Origin of the sequence: Streptomyces sp. NPDC099050 (assembly GCF_044759865.1) — a bacterium.
In the GTDB taxonomy this organism is placed as follows: domain Bacteria; phylum Actinomycetota; class Actinomycetes; order Streptomycetales; family Streptomycetaceae; genus Streptomyces.
In genome coordinates, this window is sequence record NZ_JBIWAE010000014.1 from 1 (window position 1) to 16,480 (window position 16,480).

Annotated in this window: 15 protein-coding genes; 7 read left to right on the forward strand and 8 right to left on the reverse strand. The window is 69.5% G+C overall.

The genetic code is table 11. The annotated features are described in order from the left end of the window. Window positions 1-91 precede the first annotated feature (91 nt). Complete coding sequence (locus tag ACIQV3_RS23095; RefSeq protein WP_403714608.1) at window positions 92-706, reverse strand: flavodoxin family protein; 615 nt, start codon at window positions 704-706, stop codon at window positions 92-94. Window positions 707-931: 225 nt separating this feature from the next. On the opposite strand from ACIQV3_RS23095, the gene ACIQV3_RS23100 reads away from it, so the two are divergent. The 6 genes from ACIQV3_RS23100 to ACIQV3_RS23125 all read left to right on the forward strand — a co-directional run bounded on the left by ACIQV3_RS23100 (window position 932) and on the right by ACIQV3_RS23125 (window position 5,928). After that, window positions 932-1,390: a hypothetical protein gene (locus ACIQV3_RS23100; protein WP_403714610.1), complete on the forward strand. Its 459-nt coding sequence runs from the start codon at window positions 932-934 to the stop codon at window positions 1,388-1,390. A gap of 439 nt (window positions 1,391-1,829) precedes the next feature. Continuing rightward, window positions 1,830-1,991, forward strand: coding sequence for a hydrophobic protein (locus ACIQV3_RS23105; protein WP_403714948.1), 162 nt, complete (start codon window positions 1,830-1,832; stop codon window positions 1,989-1,991). 365 nt (window positions 1,992-2,356) lie between these two features. Further along, window positions 2,357-2,710, forward strand: coding sequence for a PRC-barrel domain-containing protein (locus tag ACIQV3_RS23110; protein ID WP_403714612.1), 354 nt, complete (start codon window positions 2,357-2,359; stop codon window positions 2,708-2,710). A 205-nt stretch (window positions 2,711-2,915) separates the two neighbouring features. After that, a complete protein-coding gene (locus tag ACIQV3_RS23115) occupies window positions 2,916-3,116 on the forward strand; it encodes a hypothetical protein (protein ID WP_403714614.1) in 201 nt (66 codons plus the stop codon). Between the two features lie 370 nt (window positions 3,117-3,486). Then, window positions 3,487-4,875: a dihydropyrimidinase gene (gene hydA / locus ACIQV3_RS23120; protein ID WP_403714615.1), complete on the forward strand. Its 1,389-nt coding sequence runs from the start codon at window positions 3,487-3,489 to the stop codon at window positions 4,873-4,875. A gap of 39 nt (window positions 4,876-4,914) precedes the next feature. After that, on the forward strand, window positions 4,915-5,928 hold the full coding sequence (locus ACIQV3_RS23125) for a TIGR03842 family LLM class F420-dependent oxidoreductase (RefSeq protein ID WP_403714617.1): 1,014 nt from the start codon (window positions 4,915-4,917) through the stop codon (window positions 5,926-5,928). Window positions 5,929-5,969: 41 nt separating this feature from the next. On the opposite strand, the gene ACIQV3_RS23130 is transcribed toward ACIQV3_RS23125, so the two are convergent. The 7 genes from ACIQV3_RS23130 to ACIQV3_RS23160 form a co-directional block, all read right to left on the reverse strand. Further along, window positions 5,970-6,593: an FMN reductase gene (locus tag ACIQV3_RS23130; protein ID WP_403714619.1), complete on the reverse strand. Its 624-nt coding sequence runs from the start codon at window positions 6,591-6,593 to the stop codon at window positions 5,970-5,972. Window positions 6,594-6,633: 40 nt separating this feature from the next. Further along, window positions 6,634-7,728, reverse strand: a complete 1,095-nt coding sequence (locus ACIQV3_RS23135) for an LLM class flavin-dependent oxidoreductase (RefSeq protein ID WP_403714950.1) — start codon at window positions 7,726-7,728, stop codon at window positions 6,634-6,636. A gap of 83 nt (window positions 7,729-7,811) precedes the next feature. Further along, window positions 7,812-8,960 carry an NAD(P)-binding domain-containing protein gene (locus ACIQV3_RS23140; protein WP_403714621.1) on the reverse strand — a complete coding sequence of 383 codons (1,149 nt, stop codon included), beginning with the start codon at window positions 8,958-8,960 and terminating at the stop codon, window positions 7,812-7,814. 12 nt (window positions 8,961-8,972) lie between these two features. Beyond that, window positions 8,973-9,581 (reverse strand): antibiotic biosynthesis monooxygenase, encoded by a 609-nt coding sequence (locus ACIQV3_RS23145; RefSeq protein ID WP_403714623.1) that lies wholly within the window; start codon window positions 9,579-9,581, stop codon window positions 8,973-8,975. Continuing rightward, window positions 9,574-10,995 carry an aldehyde dehydrogenase family protein gene (locus ACIQV3_RS23150; protein WP_403714625.1) on the reverse strand — a complete coding sequence of 474 codons (1,422 nt, stop codon included), beginning with the start codon at window positions 10,993-10,995 and terminating at the stop codon, window positions 9,574-9,576. Before ACIQV3_RS23150 ends, ACIQV3_RS23145 begins: the two co-directional genes overlap by 8 nt. 66 nt (window positions 10,996-11,061) lie before the next feature. Next, on the reverse strand, window positions 11,062-12,585 hold the full coding sequence (locus tag ACIQV3_RS23155) for a GMC family oxidoreductase (protein WP_403714628.1): 1,524 nt from the start codon (window positions 12,583-12,585) through the stop codon (window positions 11,062-11,064). Between the two features lie 89 nt (window positions 12,586-12,674). Continuing rightward, window positions 12,675-15,407 carry an AAA family ATPase gene (locus ACIQV3_RS23160; RefSeq protein WP_403714630.1) on the reverse strand — a complete coding sequence of 911 codons (2,733 nt, stop codon included), beginning with the start codon at window positions 15,405-15,407 and terminating at the stop codon, window positions 12,675-12,677. 108 nt (window positions 15,408-15,515) lie between these two features. Here ACIQV3_RS23160 and ACIQV3_RS23165 point away from each other — a divergent pair, with 108 nt between their 5' ends. Next, entirely contained in the window at window positions 15,516-16,388 is an 873-nt protein-coding gene (locus ACIQV3_RS23165; protein WP_403714632.1) for a catalase, read from the forward strand. Window positions 16,389-16,480: the final 92 nt, after the last annotated feature.

Consider the following 16,480-nt stretch of genomic DNA (forward strand, 5'->3'; position numbering starts at 1 on the left):
GGCCGCCGCGATCTGGCACAACCACAAGACCCGCCAGCCGGTCACACGATCACTGATCGCCTACGACCACTGATCATTCGGAATGACTCGTCTAGGCTGGCGGGTAGGGGCTGGCCTTGAGCTGGCGGGCGAGGTGGGCGGTGTTGGCGGCCAGGGTCTTGGTGGTCGTGGCGGTCTTCTCGGGGGTCTTGTCGAGGTCCTGATAGTCGGTCTTCTGCATGGCTTCGCCGACCCAGTAGGTAACGGCGTTGGGAGCGAGGGAGAACCCGGCGTCGTTCAGCCCCTGGTAGAGGTCGGCGCTGACCTTGTGGGCGCCGTCCTCGTTGCCGACGACGCAGACCGCGGCGACCTTCCCGTAGGTGAGCATGCGGCCTTCCTCGTCGGTTTCGGAGATCTCCGCGTTGAGCCGCTCCATGACCTTCTGGGCGATGCTGGAGGGGTGTCCGAGCCAGATCGGTGTCGACAGGACGAGGATGTCGGCGCCCAGGATCGTGTCGCGGATCCCGGGCCAGGCGTCGCCGTCGCCGAGGTCGGTGCTGATTCCGGTCTTCACGTCGTGGTCGGCGATCCGGATGGTGTCGCCCACGACTCCGTGTTCGGCGAGCGCGGTCATGGTCTGCTCGGCCAGCAGCTGGGCGCTAGACGGCTTCGGCGACGGGGACAGGGTGCAGACGAGGGCGACAGCCCGCAGGGGTGTGTTGTTCATGTATGCCCGGCTACCCCGTCCCCCGAGGGTGATATCAGCCCAGCTCCGAATTGGTCCTTTCAGGTGTCTTGCCAGGTCTGGGCGCTGCCCAGAGGCCTGAGGAGCGTGGCGGGGGGAATACGGCGATGCCGAATGAGCCCGGGATCCGCCGGGCAGGAGCATGTGCCGTCGGTGCGGGGGTACGCGTGCGGCATGCACGGACATCATGCGCGTCCCACGAGCACCTTGTTCCGTACGACTCAGTCCCGCGAGGAGCCCCCGGCGGGCGCGGGTCGGCACGCGGGCGGGGGAGGGATACTCCGCCGGCTGCGCCGCCGTATCCTCGCCTACCAGCACGTCGAGTTGCTGTCCTCACGCATCCCCGGGGACACCGGCACCGGCGACGAGGTCCTGCTCCTCGTCCACATCCGCAAGGTCGTCGGGGAGGTCCACTACCGGATGTGCCTCACGTGCGCCAAGGCCGTGATCGCCGCAGTCGACATCGACCCGCGCTTCCTCGGCACGGGCCTGGACACCCGAGCCCTGTCGCACCTGCGGGTGCGGCATCCGGGCCTCGCCTGGCACAGCACCCTGAACCTGCGCGGCACCCGCGACCTCCTGCGCCGATCACGCATCCTCGACGGCAGTGGGGTGTGCCACCACCTGCACGACGTCCAGACGGTCCAGACTCAACTGGCCTCCTGACCGCAGCGAACCAGGGACTGCAAGCTGCGGTGTCCCCAGCCAGCCACCGGCCCGACTGCCGCCGAGCTGAGGGCACGCACGCATCAGGCGTTCAGGTGATCAGGTGGGGTCCTTCTTGACGGAGCTGCGCACCGGCCTTCGTCCGTCGGACCTGCCATGTGCGTGGGCGACCATCGTCTCGATGTCGAACTGGTCCGGTCCGCTCGCCTGCTGGTCGGGCCGGTCCCTGGGTATCGGGTGGGCTTTCGCATGGGCTGATCGCCGGCTGGTCACTACAAGCTCCCTTCTTGGAGATGTTGCCAACGCTTCTGCCCCGAACGGTCAGAGCCAACGGCCCAGATGTTTTCCGGTGCTCGAATCATCGACGGACGTCCCGGATCAAGTTCGTACGCATGGTCAGGCGCTGGGTGGGCATGCGATGTCTCGGAGGTTGATAAATATGGTTCCCCTGCTTCTTGTTCTTCTGCTGATTCTGATTCTTGCCGGTGCGGGATTCGCGATCAAGATTCTCTGGTGGGTCGCGATCGCGCTACTCGTACTGTGGCTGATCGGATTCGTCGCTCGCCCGAAGAGCGGCAGCGGCCGGTGGTATCGCTGGTAGTCGCTCTGTAGCGGCGCAGTTCAGATGTGGTGGCGGTGGCCCGCCTCCCCCGACCGGGGGAGGCGGGCCACCGCCACGTCGGTGCGCGGGGGCTGTGGTTTTGCGTTGCCGGATGAAATCGGATATCGCGGGTAATCGTGGTGGTGCCGGGACGGTCGCCGTGACGCAGCAGGGGACCTGCTCACCTCCAAGGATCGACGGCCGTCTCGGTCCGAATGCGGCCGAGTGTGTGTGGATGAAAATCCGGGGCATGCGATGGTCAGGAACGGAACGGGAGTTCCGTTGTGTACGCGGCATGGAAAATGGAGGGTCGACGGGGAATTGGTTTCCCTTCCGCCTCCTGTGGACCGAAGGAGTTGTTTCGCATGACTGAGAATGTATGGGGTTACCGTGAGACGTCCGGCCGTCTGTCCGGCGCCGATCTGACGGGGTACAAGGTCGAGGCGACGGACGGTTCCATCGGCAAGGTCGACAAGCACTCCGATGAGGTCGGGTCCTCCTACATCGTGGTCGACACCGGTCCGTGGATCTTCGGCAAGGAAGTCCTGCTGCCCGCAGGCACGATCAGCCGCATCGACGCGAGCGACGAAAAGATCTACGTGGACCGGACGAAGGAGCAGATCAAGAACGCTCCCGAGTTCGACAAGGACAAGCACCTCGGCGACGCCGACTACCACCGTCAGGTCGGCGGCTACTACGACGGGCCGCACCGTCTGTGACCCGAGCGGAAACAGATGCGCGAGGCGGGGCGGCAACCAGTTGGTTGCCGCCCCGCTTTTGTCGCGTCCCGATCCCTCGTTCACCTCGGCGGCGGGCATCAAGCTGTGGCCTGAGCCGTGGCAGAAATCCGATGCCCAAAGGTGGTGCCCGGTAGGTTTGGAGCGGGTGCCGTTGGGCGTGGACGGGGTCCGCGTCATCGTGTGAGTGGGCGACTCCGGTCGGGAATCACTGCACCTCCTCAGAGCAGCTGACGACGACCTCGGTGTACGCCGGATCGTCCTCGACGTCAGCCGGGCGACCTTCGCCGACTCGACCATGCTGATCCTGCTGCGCACCGGCCGCCTGGTCCTAGCGGGCCCCGTGCCGCCCCGGCAGGGCCGGGTCTTGGGCCTGGCCCAGGCCTGAGATGTCTTTCACGTCGCAGATGGCGTAGAGGCCGCACGCACACTGCAGACGGGTGGCGAAGCCGTGGTTCTCCCCGCGATGTACGAAGCCCCTGCGATGCTTTGAGCACTCTAATAGTGCTCAGTTACCTGGATTTTGAGGGTTCCTAGAGTCCTCAAGGGTTTCGTTGGCTCGCGTGACCAGGAATTTCCACGGGGACTCGGCGACCTAGTGGGTGCGGACGCCTCGTGCTGAACGACGCGAGGCCGAGCGGCGTGGGCTGCCGGCGTCGCAACGGCTTGTGCCACCGACCGGACCACCGCATTCCTTTCGGTGTTCCGGTCGGCGCCCCTCTTGGTTCGGAATTGCAAGGCGAAGGGAATTCTCGGGCATGACCAGAACTCTCATTACCGGCGGCCTTGTCATTACGGCTTCCGACGAGTTGCATGCGGATGTTCTGATCGAGGACGGCCGTGTCGTGGCGATGGCGACAGCGGGCAGCCAGCAGTGGACTGCGGACCGGGTGATCGACGCCTCGCGGAAATACGTGATCCCGGGCGGTGTCGATGCGCACACGCATATGGAGCTGCCGTTCGGTGGCACCTTCGCGTCGGACACGTTCGAGACCGGGACCCGAGCCGCAGCCTGGGGCGGCACGACGACAATCGTCGACTTCGCGTTGCAGACACCCGGGCGCTCCCTCCGAGAGGGCTTGGACACCTGGTACGCGAAGGCCGACGGGCAATGCGCGATCGACTATGCATTCCACATGATCGTGTCCGACGTCAATGAACACTCCCTCAAGGAAATGGATGGACTCGTCGAAGAGGGCGTAAGTTCGTTCAAATTGTTTATGGCGTATCCGGGAGTCTTCTATTCGGACGACGGGCAGATCCTGCGCGCGATGCAGCGGGCTTCGGGCAACGGCGGGCTGATCATGATGCACGCCGAGAACGGCATCGCGATCGACGTCCTCGTCGAACAGGCCCTGGCCCGGGGGGAGACGGACCCGCGCCACCACGGCGAGGTCCGGAAGGTGCTCCTGGAGGCGGAGGCCACGCACCGGGCGATCCAGCTCGCCCGGGTCGCGGGCTCCCCCCTCTACGTGGTCCACGTCTCGGCGGAGGAGGCGGTCGCGGAGCTGGCGGCGGCCCGGGACAAGGGCCTGCCGGTCTTCGGCGAGACCTGCCCGCAGTACCTGTTCCTGTCCACGGACAACCTGGAGGAGCCGGACTTCCAGGGTGCGAAGTACGTCTGCTCCACCCCGCTGCGGCCCCGCGAGCACCAGGCGGCGCTGTGGCGGGGCCTGCGTACGAACGACCTCCAGGTGGTCTCCACCGACCACTGCCCCTTCTGCTTCCGCGGCCAGAAGGAGCTGGGCCGCGGCGACTTCTCGAAGATCCAGAACGGGCTGCCGGGGGTGGAGAACCGCATGGACCTCCTCCACCAGGCGGTCCTGGACGGGCACATCAGCCGCCGCCGCTGGATCGAGATCGCGTGCGCGACCCCGGCCCGGATGTTCGGCCTCTACCCCAAGAAGGGCACCATCGCGCCGGGCTCCGACGCCGACATCGTCCTCTACGATCCGCACGCCGAGCAGGTCATCTCCGCCGAGACGCACCACATGAACGTGGACTACTCGGCGTACGAGGGCAGGCGGATCACCGGACGCGTCGACACGGTCCTCTCGCGCGGCGAACTCGTCATCGACCGCCGGGAGTTCACCGGGCGGTCCGGTCACGGGGCCTTCGTCCACCGCTCCACCTGCCAGTACCTGTAAGCAAGCCGCAACTTCGCACGCAGCAGCAAGGAGCCATGCATGGACTTCGGCCTCGTCCTGCAAACCGACCCGCCGGCCTCCCAGGTCGTCAGCCTCATGAAGCGCGGCGAGCGCAACGGTTTCCGCTACGGCTGGACCTTCGATTCGGCCGTGCTGTGGCAGGAGCCGTTCGTCATCTACAGCCAGATCCTGGCCAACACGCAGCGGATGCACGTGGGTCCGATGGTCACCAACCCGGGCACCCGCACTTGGGAGGTGACCGCCTCCACCTTCGCGACGCTGAACGACATGTACGGCAACCGCACGGTGTGCGGGATCGGCCGCGGGGACTCGGCGATGCGGGTCGCCGGCCGGGCGCCGAACACGCTGGCCCGCCTGGGCGAGGCCATCGACGTCATCCGGGACCTGGCAGAGGGTCGCGAGGCCGACGTCGACGGCAATGCGATCCGGATCCCCTGGATCAAGGACGGGAAGTTGCCCGTCTGGATGGCGGCGTACGGGCCGAAGGCCCTGGCCCTGGCCGGGCAGAAGGCGGACGGGTTCATCCTGCAGCTCGCCGACCTCTACCTCACGGAGTGGATGATCAAGGCAGTCCGGCAGGCGGCGGTCGAGGCCGGCCGGGATCCGTCCGCGATCACCATCTGCGTGGCGGCCCCGGCGTACGTCACGGCCGACGGCTCGGCACAGGCACTGGCCCACGCCCGCGACCAGTGCCGCTGGTTCGGCGGCATGGTCGGCAACCACGTAGCCGACCTGGTCTCCCGCTACGGCGAGCACTCCTCGATGGTTCCCGAGGAGCTGACCGAGTACGTCAAGTCCCGGCAGGGCTACGACTACAGCCACCACGGCCGCGCCGGGAACCCGTCCACCGAATTCGTCCCCGACGAGATCGTCGACCGCTTCTGCCTCCTGGGCCCGGCCGAGGCCCACATCGAGAAGCTCCGCGCCCTGCGCGACCTCGGCGTCGACCAGTTCGCGCTCTACAACATGCATGACGCCCGGGAAGCGACCATCGACGCGTACGGCTCCGACGTCATCCCGTTGTTCAGCTGACTCCTGCGCGTGACGCGGGGCCGACCGGCAGGCGGGCCCCGTCATCGCCGCCTGTACACGCCCGCCAGCTTCTCCTCGAAGGGCGTGACGTCCTCGAATTCGTCGGCCGTTGCCCGCTTGTGCCCGCGGCCCCCGGCGAGCTGGTCGGCGAGTTCTCCGGCGGCGCGCTCGATCCGGGGCACGAGGCCGTCGGTGTTGCCCCAGTCCTCGGAAGCGGCGTACACGGCGGTCGGGACGACGAACGCGCGCAGGTAGGCGAACAGGGGGCGCAGCGCGTGTTCCAGGGCGAGGGAATGGCGGGCGGTCCCGCCGGTCGCGGCGATGACGACGGGTGTGCCGGCGAGGGCGTCTTTGTCGAGGATGTCGAAGAACGACTTGAACAGCCCGCTGTAGGACGCGGTGAAGACCGGGGTCACGGCTATCAGACCGTCGGCCCGGGCGACCGCGTCCAGGGTTGCCCGTAGGCGTCCGGCGGGGAAGCCGGTGGTCATGGCGGTGGCGATGTCGACGGCGAGGTCGCGCAGTTCGACCGTCTCCACCTCCGCCGTCACGCCGCGCTCCGCAAGGAGTCGTTTCGTGGATCCGGCCAGGCGGTCGGTCAGTAGACGGGTCGAGGAGGGTCGGCTCAAGCCGGCGGTGATCGCGACCAGTCGCAGCGTGCTCATGGGGTTTGCTTTCCTGGGACGGGGGACGGGGGGCGGGAGATCAGCGTGTGACGGGAGCCTTGGCGTCGCGCGCCGCGACGAGGGAGGCGTGCGTGGGCGCATCCGGCGCACTGGCGGGCCGGCCGATCGCGAACTCCTTGCGCAGGACCGGTACGACCTGTTCGCCGAGGATGTCGATCTGCTCCAGTACGGTCTTCAGCGGCAGACCGGCGTGGTCCACGAGGAAGAGCTGACGCTGGTAGTCACCCGCGTAGTCGCGGAAGGACAGCGTCCGCTCGATGACCTGCTGGGGCGATCCGACGGTGAGCGGCGTTTCGCGCGAGAAGTCCTCCAGCGACGGCCCGTTGCCGTAGACCGGGGCCCGGTCGAAGTACGGGCGGAACTCGCGTACCGCGTCCTGGCTGTTGGCGCGCATGAACACGTGGCCGCCGAGGCCGACGATCGCCTGTTCCTCTGTGCCGTGGCCGTAGTGGGCGTAGCGGCGGCGGTAGAGCCGGACCATCTTCTCGGTGTGCTCCTTGGGCCAGAAGATGTTGTTGTGGAAGAACCCGTCTCCGTAGAACGCGGCCTGCTCGGCGATCTCCGGGGAACGGATGGAGCCGTGCCAGACGAAGGGCGGTACGCCGTCCAGCGGGCGCGGGGTCGAGGTGAACGACTGGAGCGGCGTACGGAACTTGCCTTCCCAGTCCACCGAGTCCCGGCGCCACAGCTGATGCAGCAGCTCGTAGTTCTCCAGCGCCAGGTCGATGCCGTCGCGGATGTCCTTGCCGAACCACGGGTACACCGGTCCGGTGTTGCCGCGCCCCATCATCAGGTCCACACGGCCGTCGGCCAGGTGCTGGAGCATCGCGTAGTCCTCGGCGATCTTCACCGGGTCATTGGTGGTGATCAGGGTCGTGGACGTCGACAGCAGGAGCTTGTGGGTCCGGGCCGCGATCCACCCGAGCATCGTGGTCGGTGAGGAGGGGACGAACGGCGGGTTGTGGTGCTCACCGGTGGCGAACACGTCCAGGCCGGCCTGCTCCGCGTGGAGGGCGATGGTGACCATGGCCTTGATGCGGTCGCGCTCGGTTTCCGTCGTGCCCGTCGTGGGGTCCTCGGTCAGGTCGCCCACGGTGAAGATGCCGAACTGCATCCCGCTCATTCTTCCCACTCCCAGACTGGTTGACTGTTGAACTATGCGTGCTAACCGAGGACCCCACGGCTAAATTCCCGGGGTCAGGAGGAGACGAAGACCTCGTCCTGCCGGTCGACGTACGGCTGGAAGAGTTCCGCGGGCCAGTTGGGGTCGATGTCCGAGATCCGGTCGATCACCTTCCACGCGCCCGCACGCCGCTCGAACCGGTCTCGGTAGGTGCCCGTCGACACCACCCCCTGGTTGCCTTCCTTCCAGTGGACGAGCCAGCGCCAGGACACGACGGCCGTGTCGCCCCCGCCGTCGATCTCGAACCAGCCGACGTCGTGGAACCACTTGTCCAGGGGGAACACGCTGTGCGCGTAGTCGTAGAGGCTCTTGAGCCCCTCGGGTCCGGTGAAGGTCTGTGTCCTCAGATCATGAACGGTGAAGGTGGCCTCCGGCCAGTAGAGGCCGACGTACCTGTCGGCTGAAGCGCGGCTCGCGTCGTTGTCGATGTACCGCTGGTGACGCACGAGCTGCTCGTAGATCTCGAACCGGTCCGCTGTCGTGAGGGGAGCGAGGGCGGCGAGCGCCTCGGTCCGGTTCGCTGCCTTGCCCAGCGCGCCGAACTCGTGGAGATCACCGAAGACCTCGATGCGGATCGACTGGTCGAGGCCGCCGATCCGGACGGGGTCGAAGCCGGCCGCGGCGATCAGCCGGGCGACCACGTCACCCGCGGCCGTGTCGTCCGCGGCGTAGAAGCCGACCGCGGGCTCCGGGGTCCTGCGGGACGCGGCGGACAGGGTGTCGGCGGAGAGGGTGCCGAACGCCTTCACGAGCGTGGTGCCGACGGGGGTGAGGGCGGCCAGGAGCCGGCCGGAGGATTCCTCGGCGCCGATCGTCTTGACGAAGCCGCCGTTGCCGTCCGGGGCGATCGGGTTGGACGGGTCCACCAGGATCTTGCCCGAGAGCCTGTCGCCGTACTGGGCGAGGAACTCCTTGGCCGCGTCGAGCCAGATGGCGAGGACGATCACGTCCGCCTTCGCGACGGCCTCGTCGACCGTCACTGCCGTCGCGTGGTCCCCCAGCGAGTCGGCGAGGGACGTCGCGCTTTCGAGATCACGGCCGGCGAGCAGGACCGGCACCCCGCCCGCGACCAGGTCGGCCGCCAGGCGTCCGCCGATGTTTCCGGTTCCGACGATGGCTGTGGTCGTGGCCGTGCCGGTTGATGCAGTGGCTGTTGTGCTCATGGAATTCTCTTTCTACTGCAGGAGGACGGGGGCACTTGGGCTGAGCCAGCGGCGCAGGATCCGGGTGACGAGGGGCATCGCGATGTACGTCATCAGTACGCTGAACAGCGCGGCGAAGACGGCTGTCCGCGCCACCTGGGGCAACGCCGTCAGATGGGGTGTGAGGAGCGCGCTGCCGAGGAGCGAGACCGGAAAGATTCCGATGGCGGAACTCACCGCCGTCTTCCAGCGCGGCGGGGTGGCGGCCGTGCTGCCCGGATCGGCGAACCAGCCTTCCAGACCTGACAGTTCACGTCGTGCGACCTCGGCGTGGCGATGCCCCTCGTGAGGGGCGAAGAACTTCGCACGCTGTGGGGATCCGATCCACCCCTGGAGTGTCCCGTGGTCGCGGAAGCGGTGTACGAAGATCCACGGAGCGCCGTCCACGGCCGGATGGAAGAGGCCGCCCCCCAAGTTGCCGGGGGCCGCGGCAGCCGCGGCCAGAATGTCCCGCGCCCACTGCTGGAACGGCTCCTCGTGGCCCGGTTCGACCACACGCGCCGCGATCAGTGCCACGTCGGCCCGCCCGGCGCGGACGATACCGGGAGAGTCGCCGGAGGCGAGGCGCGACCGGTCAGGCACGCGGCGCGGCGTGGACGTAGTGCTTGGTCTCCTGGAACTCCTCCAGGCCGCGCATCCCGTTCAGCCGGCCCATGCCGGACTGCTTGAAGCCTCCCTCCTCGAACATGTCGTGGACGATGGCCCAGGTGTTGGTCCACACCGTTCCGGCCTGGATCTCGCGCCCGACGCGCAGCGGACGGTCGACGTCACGGGTCCAGACCGACGCGGCCAGGCCGAACTCGGTGGCATTCGCGCGGGCGACCGCCTCGGCCTCGGTCTCGAAGACCTCGAAGGTGGCGACCGGGCCGAACACCTCCAGCTGCACGATCGGCGAGTCGACGTCCTCGACCTCGATCAACGACGGGTGCAGGAACGCGCCGTCGCGCCTGCCCTGGACGAGCAGCTTCGCGTACGCGGCCGCATCGGCGACGACGCCCTCGACGCGCCGGGCGTTGCGCTCGTCGATCAGCGGGCCCATTTCGCTGGCCGGATCGTCGCCGGGGCCGACCTTCACGGCCTCCAGCGCGGCGGTCATCCGGCGGCGGAACTCGTCCGCGACACCGCTCTGGACCAGGATGCGGCTGCCGGTCATGCAGAACTGGCCGGTGAAGGTGGTGATGGCCTTGGTGAGGACGGGTACGGCGAGGTCCAGGTCCGCGTCGTCGAAGACGATCATCGGGCTCTTGCCGCCGAGCTCCAGGGAGAGCGCCTTGAGGGTCGGAGCGGCGTTCGCCGCGATGGTCCGGCCGACCACGGTCGAGCCGGTGTAACTGATGACGTCCACATCCGGCGAGGTGATGAGCAGCGGGGCGCCGTCGTTGCCCGATTCGGTGAATACGTTCATCACGCCGGCCGGGAGGCTCTTTGTCTGCGCGACCAGTTCGCTGAGCAGGCCGTTGACCAGGCCGGTCTGGCCCGGGAGCTTCATGGCGACGGTGCAGCCGGCGGCGAGGGCCGGGGCGAAGGACCGGACGGCCAGGACGACCGGGGAGTTCCACGGCGCGATGACGGCGGCGACGCCCGCGCCCTCGCGGAGCGTCATGGAGTACAGGCCGGGGCGGACCTCGCCCGAGCTGCCGTGGTCACTGAGGGCCAGTGCGGCGTAGTAGCGCAGCTTGGGAACGGTGAGGTCGATCTCGAAGGCCGCCTCACCGAGGATCTTGCCGTTCTCCCGGGCGAGCAGGCTGACGAACTCGTCGCGCCGCGCCTCCAGGTGGTCGGCCATCTCGAACAGTGCCCGGGCGCGCAGATTGCGGTCACGCGCCCAGTCGGTGGTGTCGAAGGCACGGCGAGCGGCGGCGATCGCGGCCGCGGCCTCCACCGCTCCGGCGTCGGCGAAGGTGCCGAGGACCTCACCGGTGGACGGGTTGAGGGACTCGGTCCTCTTGACGGAGTCGACCCACTGGCCGTCGATGAAGTTGCGGGCGTGCTGCATCGCTGTAAGTCCTTAAGTGGTGGGAAGAGGGGGGCTGGGACGGGGGATTTCGCAGGAGTTCGGGAGTCAGAGCTGGCGGGCGATGTGCTCGGCCGCCGCTATGACGGTGAGGTTGGTCGCGGCCGACGGGACGTCCGGGAAGATCGAGGCGTCGACCACGCGCAGTCCTGGCACCCCGCGCACCGCGCCGAGCCGGTCGGTCACGGCCGTCGGGTCGTCGTCCGCGCCCATCGGAGCGGTAGAGGTGGGGTGGTGGTAGGTGTCCAGGGTGGCGAGCATCGAGGCCTCGATCTCGGCATCGGTCCGCGTCTGCGGGCCCGGGTTGAGTTCACGCTCGACGAGGGCGGCCAGTGGCTGGGTGGCACCGAGCCGACGGGCGAGCTTGATGCCCTCGGTCAATCGGCGGCGGTCGCCCGGCTCGGCGAGGAAGTTGAGGTCGATGCGGGGTGCGTCCTGCGGATCCCGGCTGACGAGGGTCAGCGTGCCCTGCGACTCGGGGCGGACCAAGGCGACCGCCAGGACGAAGCCGACACCGGTGGGGCTGTTGGCGTGGTCGAAGAGGTGGGTGGCGGTGATGTGCAGGTCCAGCTCCCCCTCGGCGGCTTCGGAACTGGCGGTCCACACCTTCGCGCCGATCACCGGGGTCTGTTCGCCCACCCGGTCGGGGTGGGCGGCGTACGCGTTGTAGTAGAAGGGGTGGTCCTGGAGCCGAAGCCCGACGGGGAGGTCGGCGACGACCGGGATGTCCAGGGCTTCTAGGTCCTCGGCCGGGCCGATGCCCGAGCGCAGCAGGATCGCCGCACTGCCGTAGGCACCCGCGCTGAGGATCACTTCACTGGCGGGGACCTCGGTGCCGTCGGCGAGGACGACACCCACGGCCCGCCCGTTTTCGAAGGCCACCCGGTCGACGAGGACCTCGGGTCGGATGCTCAGGTTGGGCCGGGCACGAACCGCCCCGGTCAGGTAGGCCATGCCCGTGTTGACCCGTACGCCGTCCCGCACGTTCATGGGATACGGGCCCACCCCCTCGGGGTCGGCGCCGTTGAAGTCGTCCACCGCGCGGATGCCGTCCGCGAGTGCCGCGTCCACGAAGGCCCGCTCCATGGTGCTGATGTCGTCGCGGGTCAGCTGGACCACGGGGAGCGGGCCGGTGCGGCCGTGCAGGTCGTCGTCGCCGGTCCCGGTGGACTCCAGCGCCCTGAACGCGGGCAGGAGGTCCTCGTACGACCAGCCCTTCAGCCCGCGCTCGGACCAGCGGGCGAAGTCGGAGGGCAGGGCGCGGACCGCGACCGAGCCGTTGACGGCCGAGCTGCCGCCGAGGACCTTGCCCCGGTAGGCGGCGACGGCGTGACCGATGTGACCGGGCTCCGAGAGGTAGCCCCAGTCGTGGCCGGTGTAACCGCCGAGCACGCTGCTGCTCGCGACCTCCGCGGGGTACGCGTCCGGTTCGTACGCGGGGCCCGCCTCCAGGAGAAGTACCTGGCGGTCGGGGTCCTCGCTGAGGCGAGCGGCGAGCACGGCCCCGGCCGAGCCGCCCCCGACGACGAGGGTGGGGAGGGAAGGTGTCCCGGGCTTCGGATCGTTGTTCATGGGGGCCACGCTAGGAAATTCCGGTCGCCTTGGAATCGGTCACGGTATGGGTCATCGCCCAGGTCACCGGCCTGTCGTTGCCCGGAAGGTCAGCCGAGCAGCCGCAGTCCGTTGTCGAAGTCCACCCGGGTCAGTTCGGCGCGCGCCACGATTCCCAGCTTCGGGAAGACATTGGACAGGTGGTGGCCCACCGTCCGGGGACTGATCAGGAGCTGGGCGGCCACCTCGCGGTTGGTGAGACCGTCGGCGGCGAGTCTGGCCACCCGGAGCTCCTGCGGGGTGAGGAGAGGTTCCGCACTGCTGCCGTACGGCTCGGTGCGACGCAGTCGCTGGCCCGTCAGTTCCTGTTCGTGCAGGCTCCGTTCGAGCAACGGGGTGGCGCCGAGCCGCTGGAAGACCTCCGCCGCCTCGGCCAGCTGAACCCTGGCGTCGGTCCGTCGGCGGGCCCGACGCAGCCACTCCCCGTAGAGGAGCCGCGTCCGCGCATGGGCGAAGGGATGATCCGCCGCGCCCGGAACCGACAGGGCTCCCAGGAAGAGCTCCTCCGCGCCCTCCTCCGCCAACAGCGCCTCGCCGCGCAGCGCCGCCGCCACGGCCCAGGCGGCCCCGGTTCCCCGCGCCCACTCCTTCAAACGGCGCAGTGCGTCCGCGCCCTCCTCGGGCCGGCCGGCGCTGCTCGCGGCCTCCACGGTGTCGGGTGCCGCGAGCAGCGCGAACGTCGCGTGCGCCGCACGGTGTCCGGGCTCGGCCAGCCGTACGAGGACCCCCAGGGCCTCCTGCGCGCGCCCGGCGAACAGGGCCGCCATGCCCCGGTTCCAGTAGGCGGCGGCCGTCAGCGCGTGCACCCCCCGCGGTTCCGACAACTCCAGTGTCCGGGAGGTGAGTTCGGTGACGCTGCCCTCGTCGCCCCGCAGGGCGGCGAGCCAGGCGAGGGAATTGCGGCACTGCGAGGCCGCATGGTCGGCGCCGATCTCCTCGGCCACCCGCAGCGTGTCCGCCGCGTTGGCGGCCGCCTCCGTCCACCGCCCGCGGACGATGTCGATCGTCGCCGTCTGCGGAACGGTCAGCACCAGGGGGCTGACCGCTCCCGTCCGGCGCAGCGCCTCCAGCTCGCGCTCGTACGCCCGGATCAGCGGCTGCTCCGCACCCCATGCCACGGCCAGCGGCGCGGGCGGCATCAGGTGCCAGGACGCGCTGCCGATCCGTGCGAAGTCTTCGTCCGCGCGGGGCGGCGTACCCGTGCCCGGCCCGGTGCCCCACCACTGCTTGATCATGGGAAGCAGCCCGGTGCCGGTGCAGTCGGCGCCGACCGCCAGCTCCTCCAGCCGCTGCACTGCCTCGGCCTGCCGGTCGGCGGACCCGCCGGACCAACCGGCCCGAACGGCCAGGCACGCCAGTTGCACGGCTTTCTCCGGCTCGGCCACCGACCGGGAGGCGTGCAGCAGCAGCCGGTGCGCCTGCTCCTGGTCCCCGTGCGCGAACTCGATGATGCCCCGCAGCCCTTCGCTCTCACGGACCACCGTCTCCACGTCCGACAGTCGGTCCGCCCGGTCGAGCAGCTCCCGCGCCGTGTTCACCTGTCCGTTGCCCCATGCGGCCTGCGCCCCCAGCGCGAGCCGGCGGGCCGCGTCCGCCGGTACGGGCGACAGCTCGGCCGCCCGGCGCAGCGCCCGCGCCGCCGACGCGTACCCCCCTCGGGTCCAGCCGCTCTGCGCGCTGTGTTCGAGGAGTGCGGCCACCTCCTCGTCGGCCGTGTCGGCCGCCGCCGCCAGATGCCAGGCCCGCAGGTCGCTGCCGTCCACGCCGTGCAGGGCTTGCGCCAGTGCGCGGTGCACCGACTGCCGCTGCGTGAAAAGAGCCTCCTCGTACACGACGGCAGCGATCAATGCCGTGCGGAACCGTATCCGTCCCTCCGCGATCGTGATCAGCCCGGAACGCAGGGCTTCGTCCCAGGCCGCGGTGCCGGCTCCGAGCGCGATTGCCGCCTCGCGCACCGTGTGGTGGTCCCCGAGGTCCTCGGCCGCCGCGACGAGGAGCACCATCTGCGCGAGGTGCGAGAGCCGGGAGGTCCGAGCGCCGAAGGCGCGACGCAGCAAGGGGCCGACGGGGATGCGTTCCGTGCTCTCGCCGGACTCGCCGCCCGCCTCGCCGACGGAGGGAAGCTCGCGGAGCGCCAGCGGGTTTCCGGCGGCCAGACGGACCGTGCGGTGCACGTTCTCCGCGTCCGCCCCGGGCATGGCATGGCGTACGAGGTCACTCGCATCGGTGTCGGACAGCGGGGTGACCTCCAGGCCGGGCAGCAACTCCCAGAGGCCGTCGGTCGCCGGATCACTGTGCCCGGTGAGCAGGAGCGCGACCGGTTCGGTGCGCAGCCTGCGGACCACGAAGGCCAGGCACTCGGCAGTCGGCTCGTCGATGAGGTCGGCGTTGTCCACGGTGATGAGCACCGGCTTCCCGCAGGCGAGTTCGGAGAGCAGCGTGAGGGTGGCCACCCCGATGAGGAAACGGTCCGCCGCATCCCCGCTGTGCCCGAGCGCCCCCCGCAGCGCGGCCGCCTGAGGCGCGGGCAGCGCGTCGATCCGGTCCGCGGCCGGCCAGAGCAGCTCGTGCAGCGCGGCGAAGGCCAGCCCGGACTCCATCCGGGTACCGCGGCAGCTCAGGACCGTGAAGTCGGCCGCTGCGGCGGTCGCGTAGTCCAGCAGCGCGGTCTTTCCGATGCCCGGATCCCCCCAGAGCATCAACGCCGAGCCCGCGCCCTTCCGTGCCCCGTGAAGGACACCTTCGATCTCCGCCTTTTCCACGCCTCGACCAAAAAGAATCATTTCTCGCCATCCGTGCACATCATCCGTACAACATCATTTCGCGTGCTTTTCGGCGACCGATACGGTGACCGATGCGCCGGCCGGAGTCCTGTCCCTACGGTCGTTGTCATGAACAGCAATACGCAGGCCGAAGGCACCCACCTCGTGGAACAACTGGCAGCGGCCGCCGGCGAGGAGCCCGGGCGGAGGCTTCTGCACGCCCGTGGCGTCTGGGTGAAAGGTGCCTTCACCCCGTCCCCCCACGCCGCCGGAATCAGCACGGCCGGGGTCTTCTCCGCCCCCCGCACGCCGGTGACGGCCCGCTTCTCCACCACGCTGGGCGGCTCCGGCGGGCACGACGGCGACCCGGGTGACCAGGGCCTCGCGATCCGTGTCGGGGACCTGGACCTCGTCACCTTCACGCTGCCGGTCTTCTTCGTCCGGACCGGACCGGACCTGATCGACTTCTTCCGGGCCACCCGGTCCGATGACCCGGCCGTCTTTCCTGCGTTCCTGCGCGGCCACCCGGAGGCCGCCACCGCGCTGGGCCTCGCGGGGAAGGCCCGGCCCGCCGCGAGTTTCACCGGAGTCACGTACCACGCGGTGCACGCCTTCGGGCTGGTGGACACGGCGGGCACCACCCGCTGGGCACGGCTGAGCCTGCGCCCGCTGCGCCCGCTGCCGTCCCTGGACCCGGCGCTGGCCCGGACCCTGCCGGGCGACTACCTCACGCGGGACCTCACCGACCGCCTTCCGGCCGGTTTCGAGCTGACGGCCCACCTCCCGGGCGCGGCGGACGAGGTTCATGACCCGACCCGGCTGTGGACCGGTACCGAGACGGTCTCGCTCGGCACTCTCACCCTCACGCGGTCCCACGTACCCTCCACGGAACCGGAGTTCGACCCACTGAGGCTGCCGCAGGGCATCGAGGCCCCGCAGGACCAGTTGTCGAAGGACCGCAGCACGGCATACGAGGCGGCGCGTCGGCGTCGGGCCTCCTAGAACCGCGTCGGCGGCCGCATTACGTTCCCCCGTGGCCGGTGGAGATCCCACGGATCTCCACCGGCCTTCGCCGTGCAGACGGCCGTACGCGC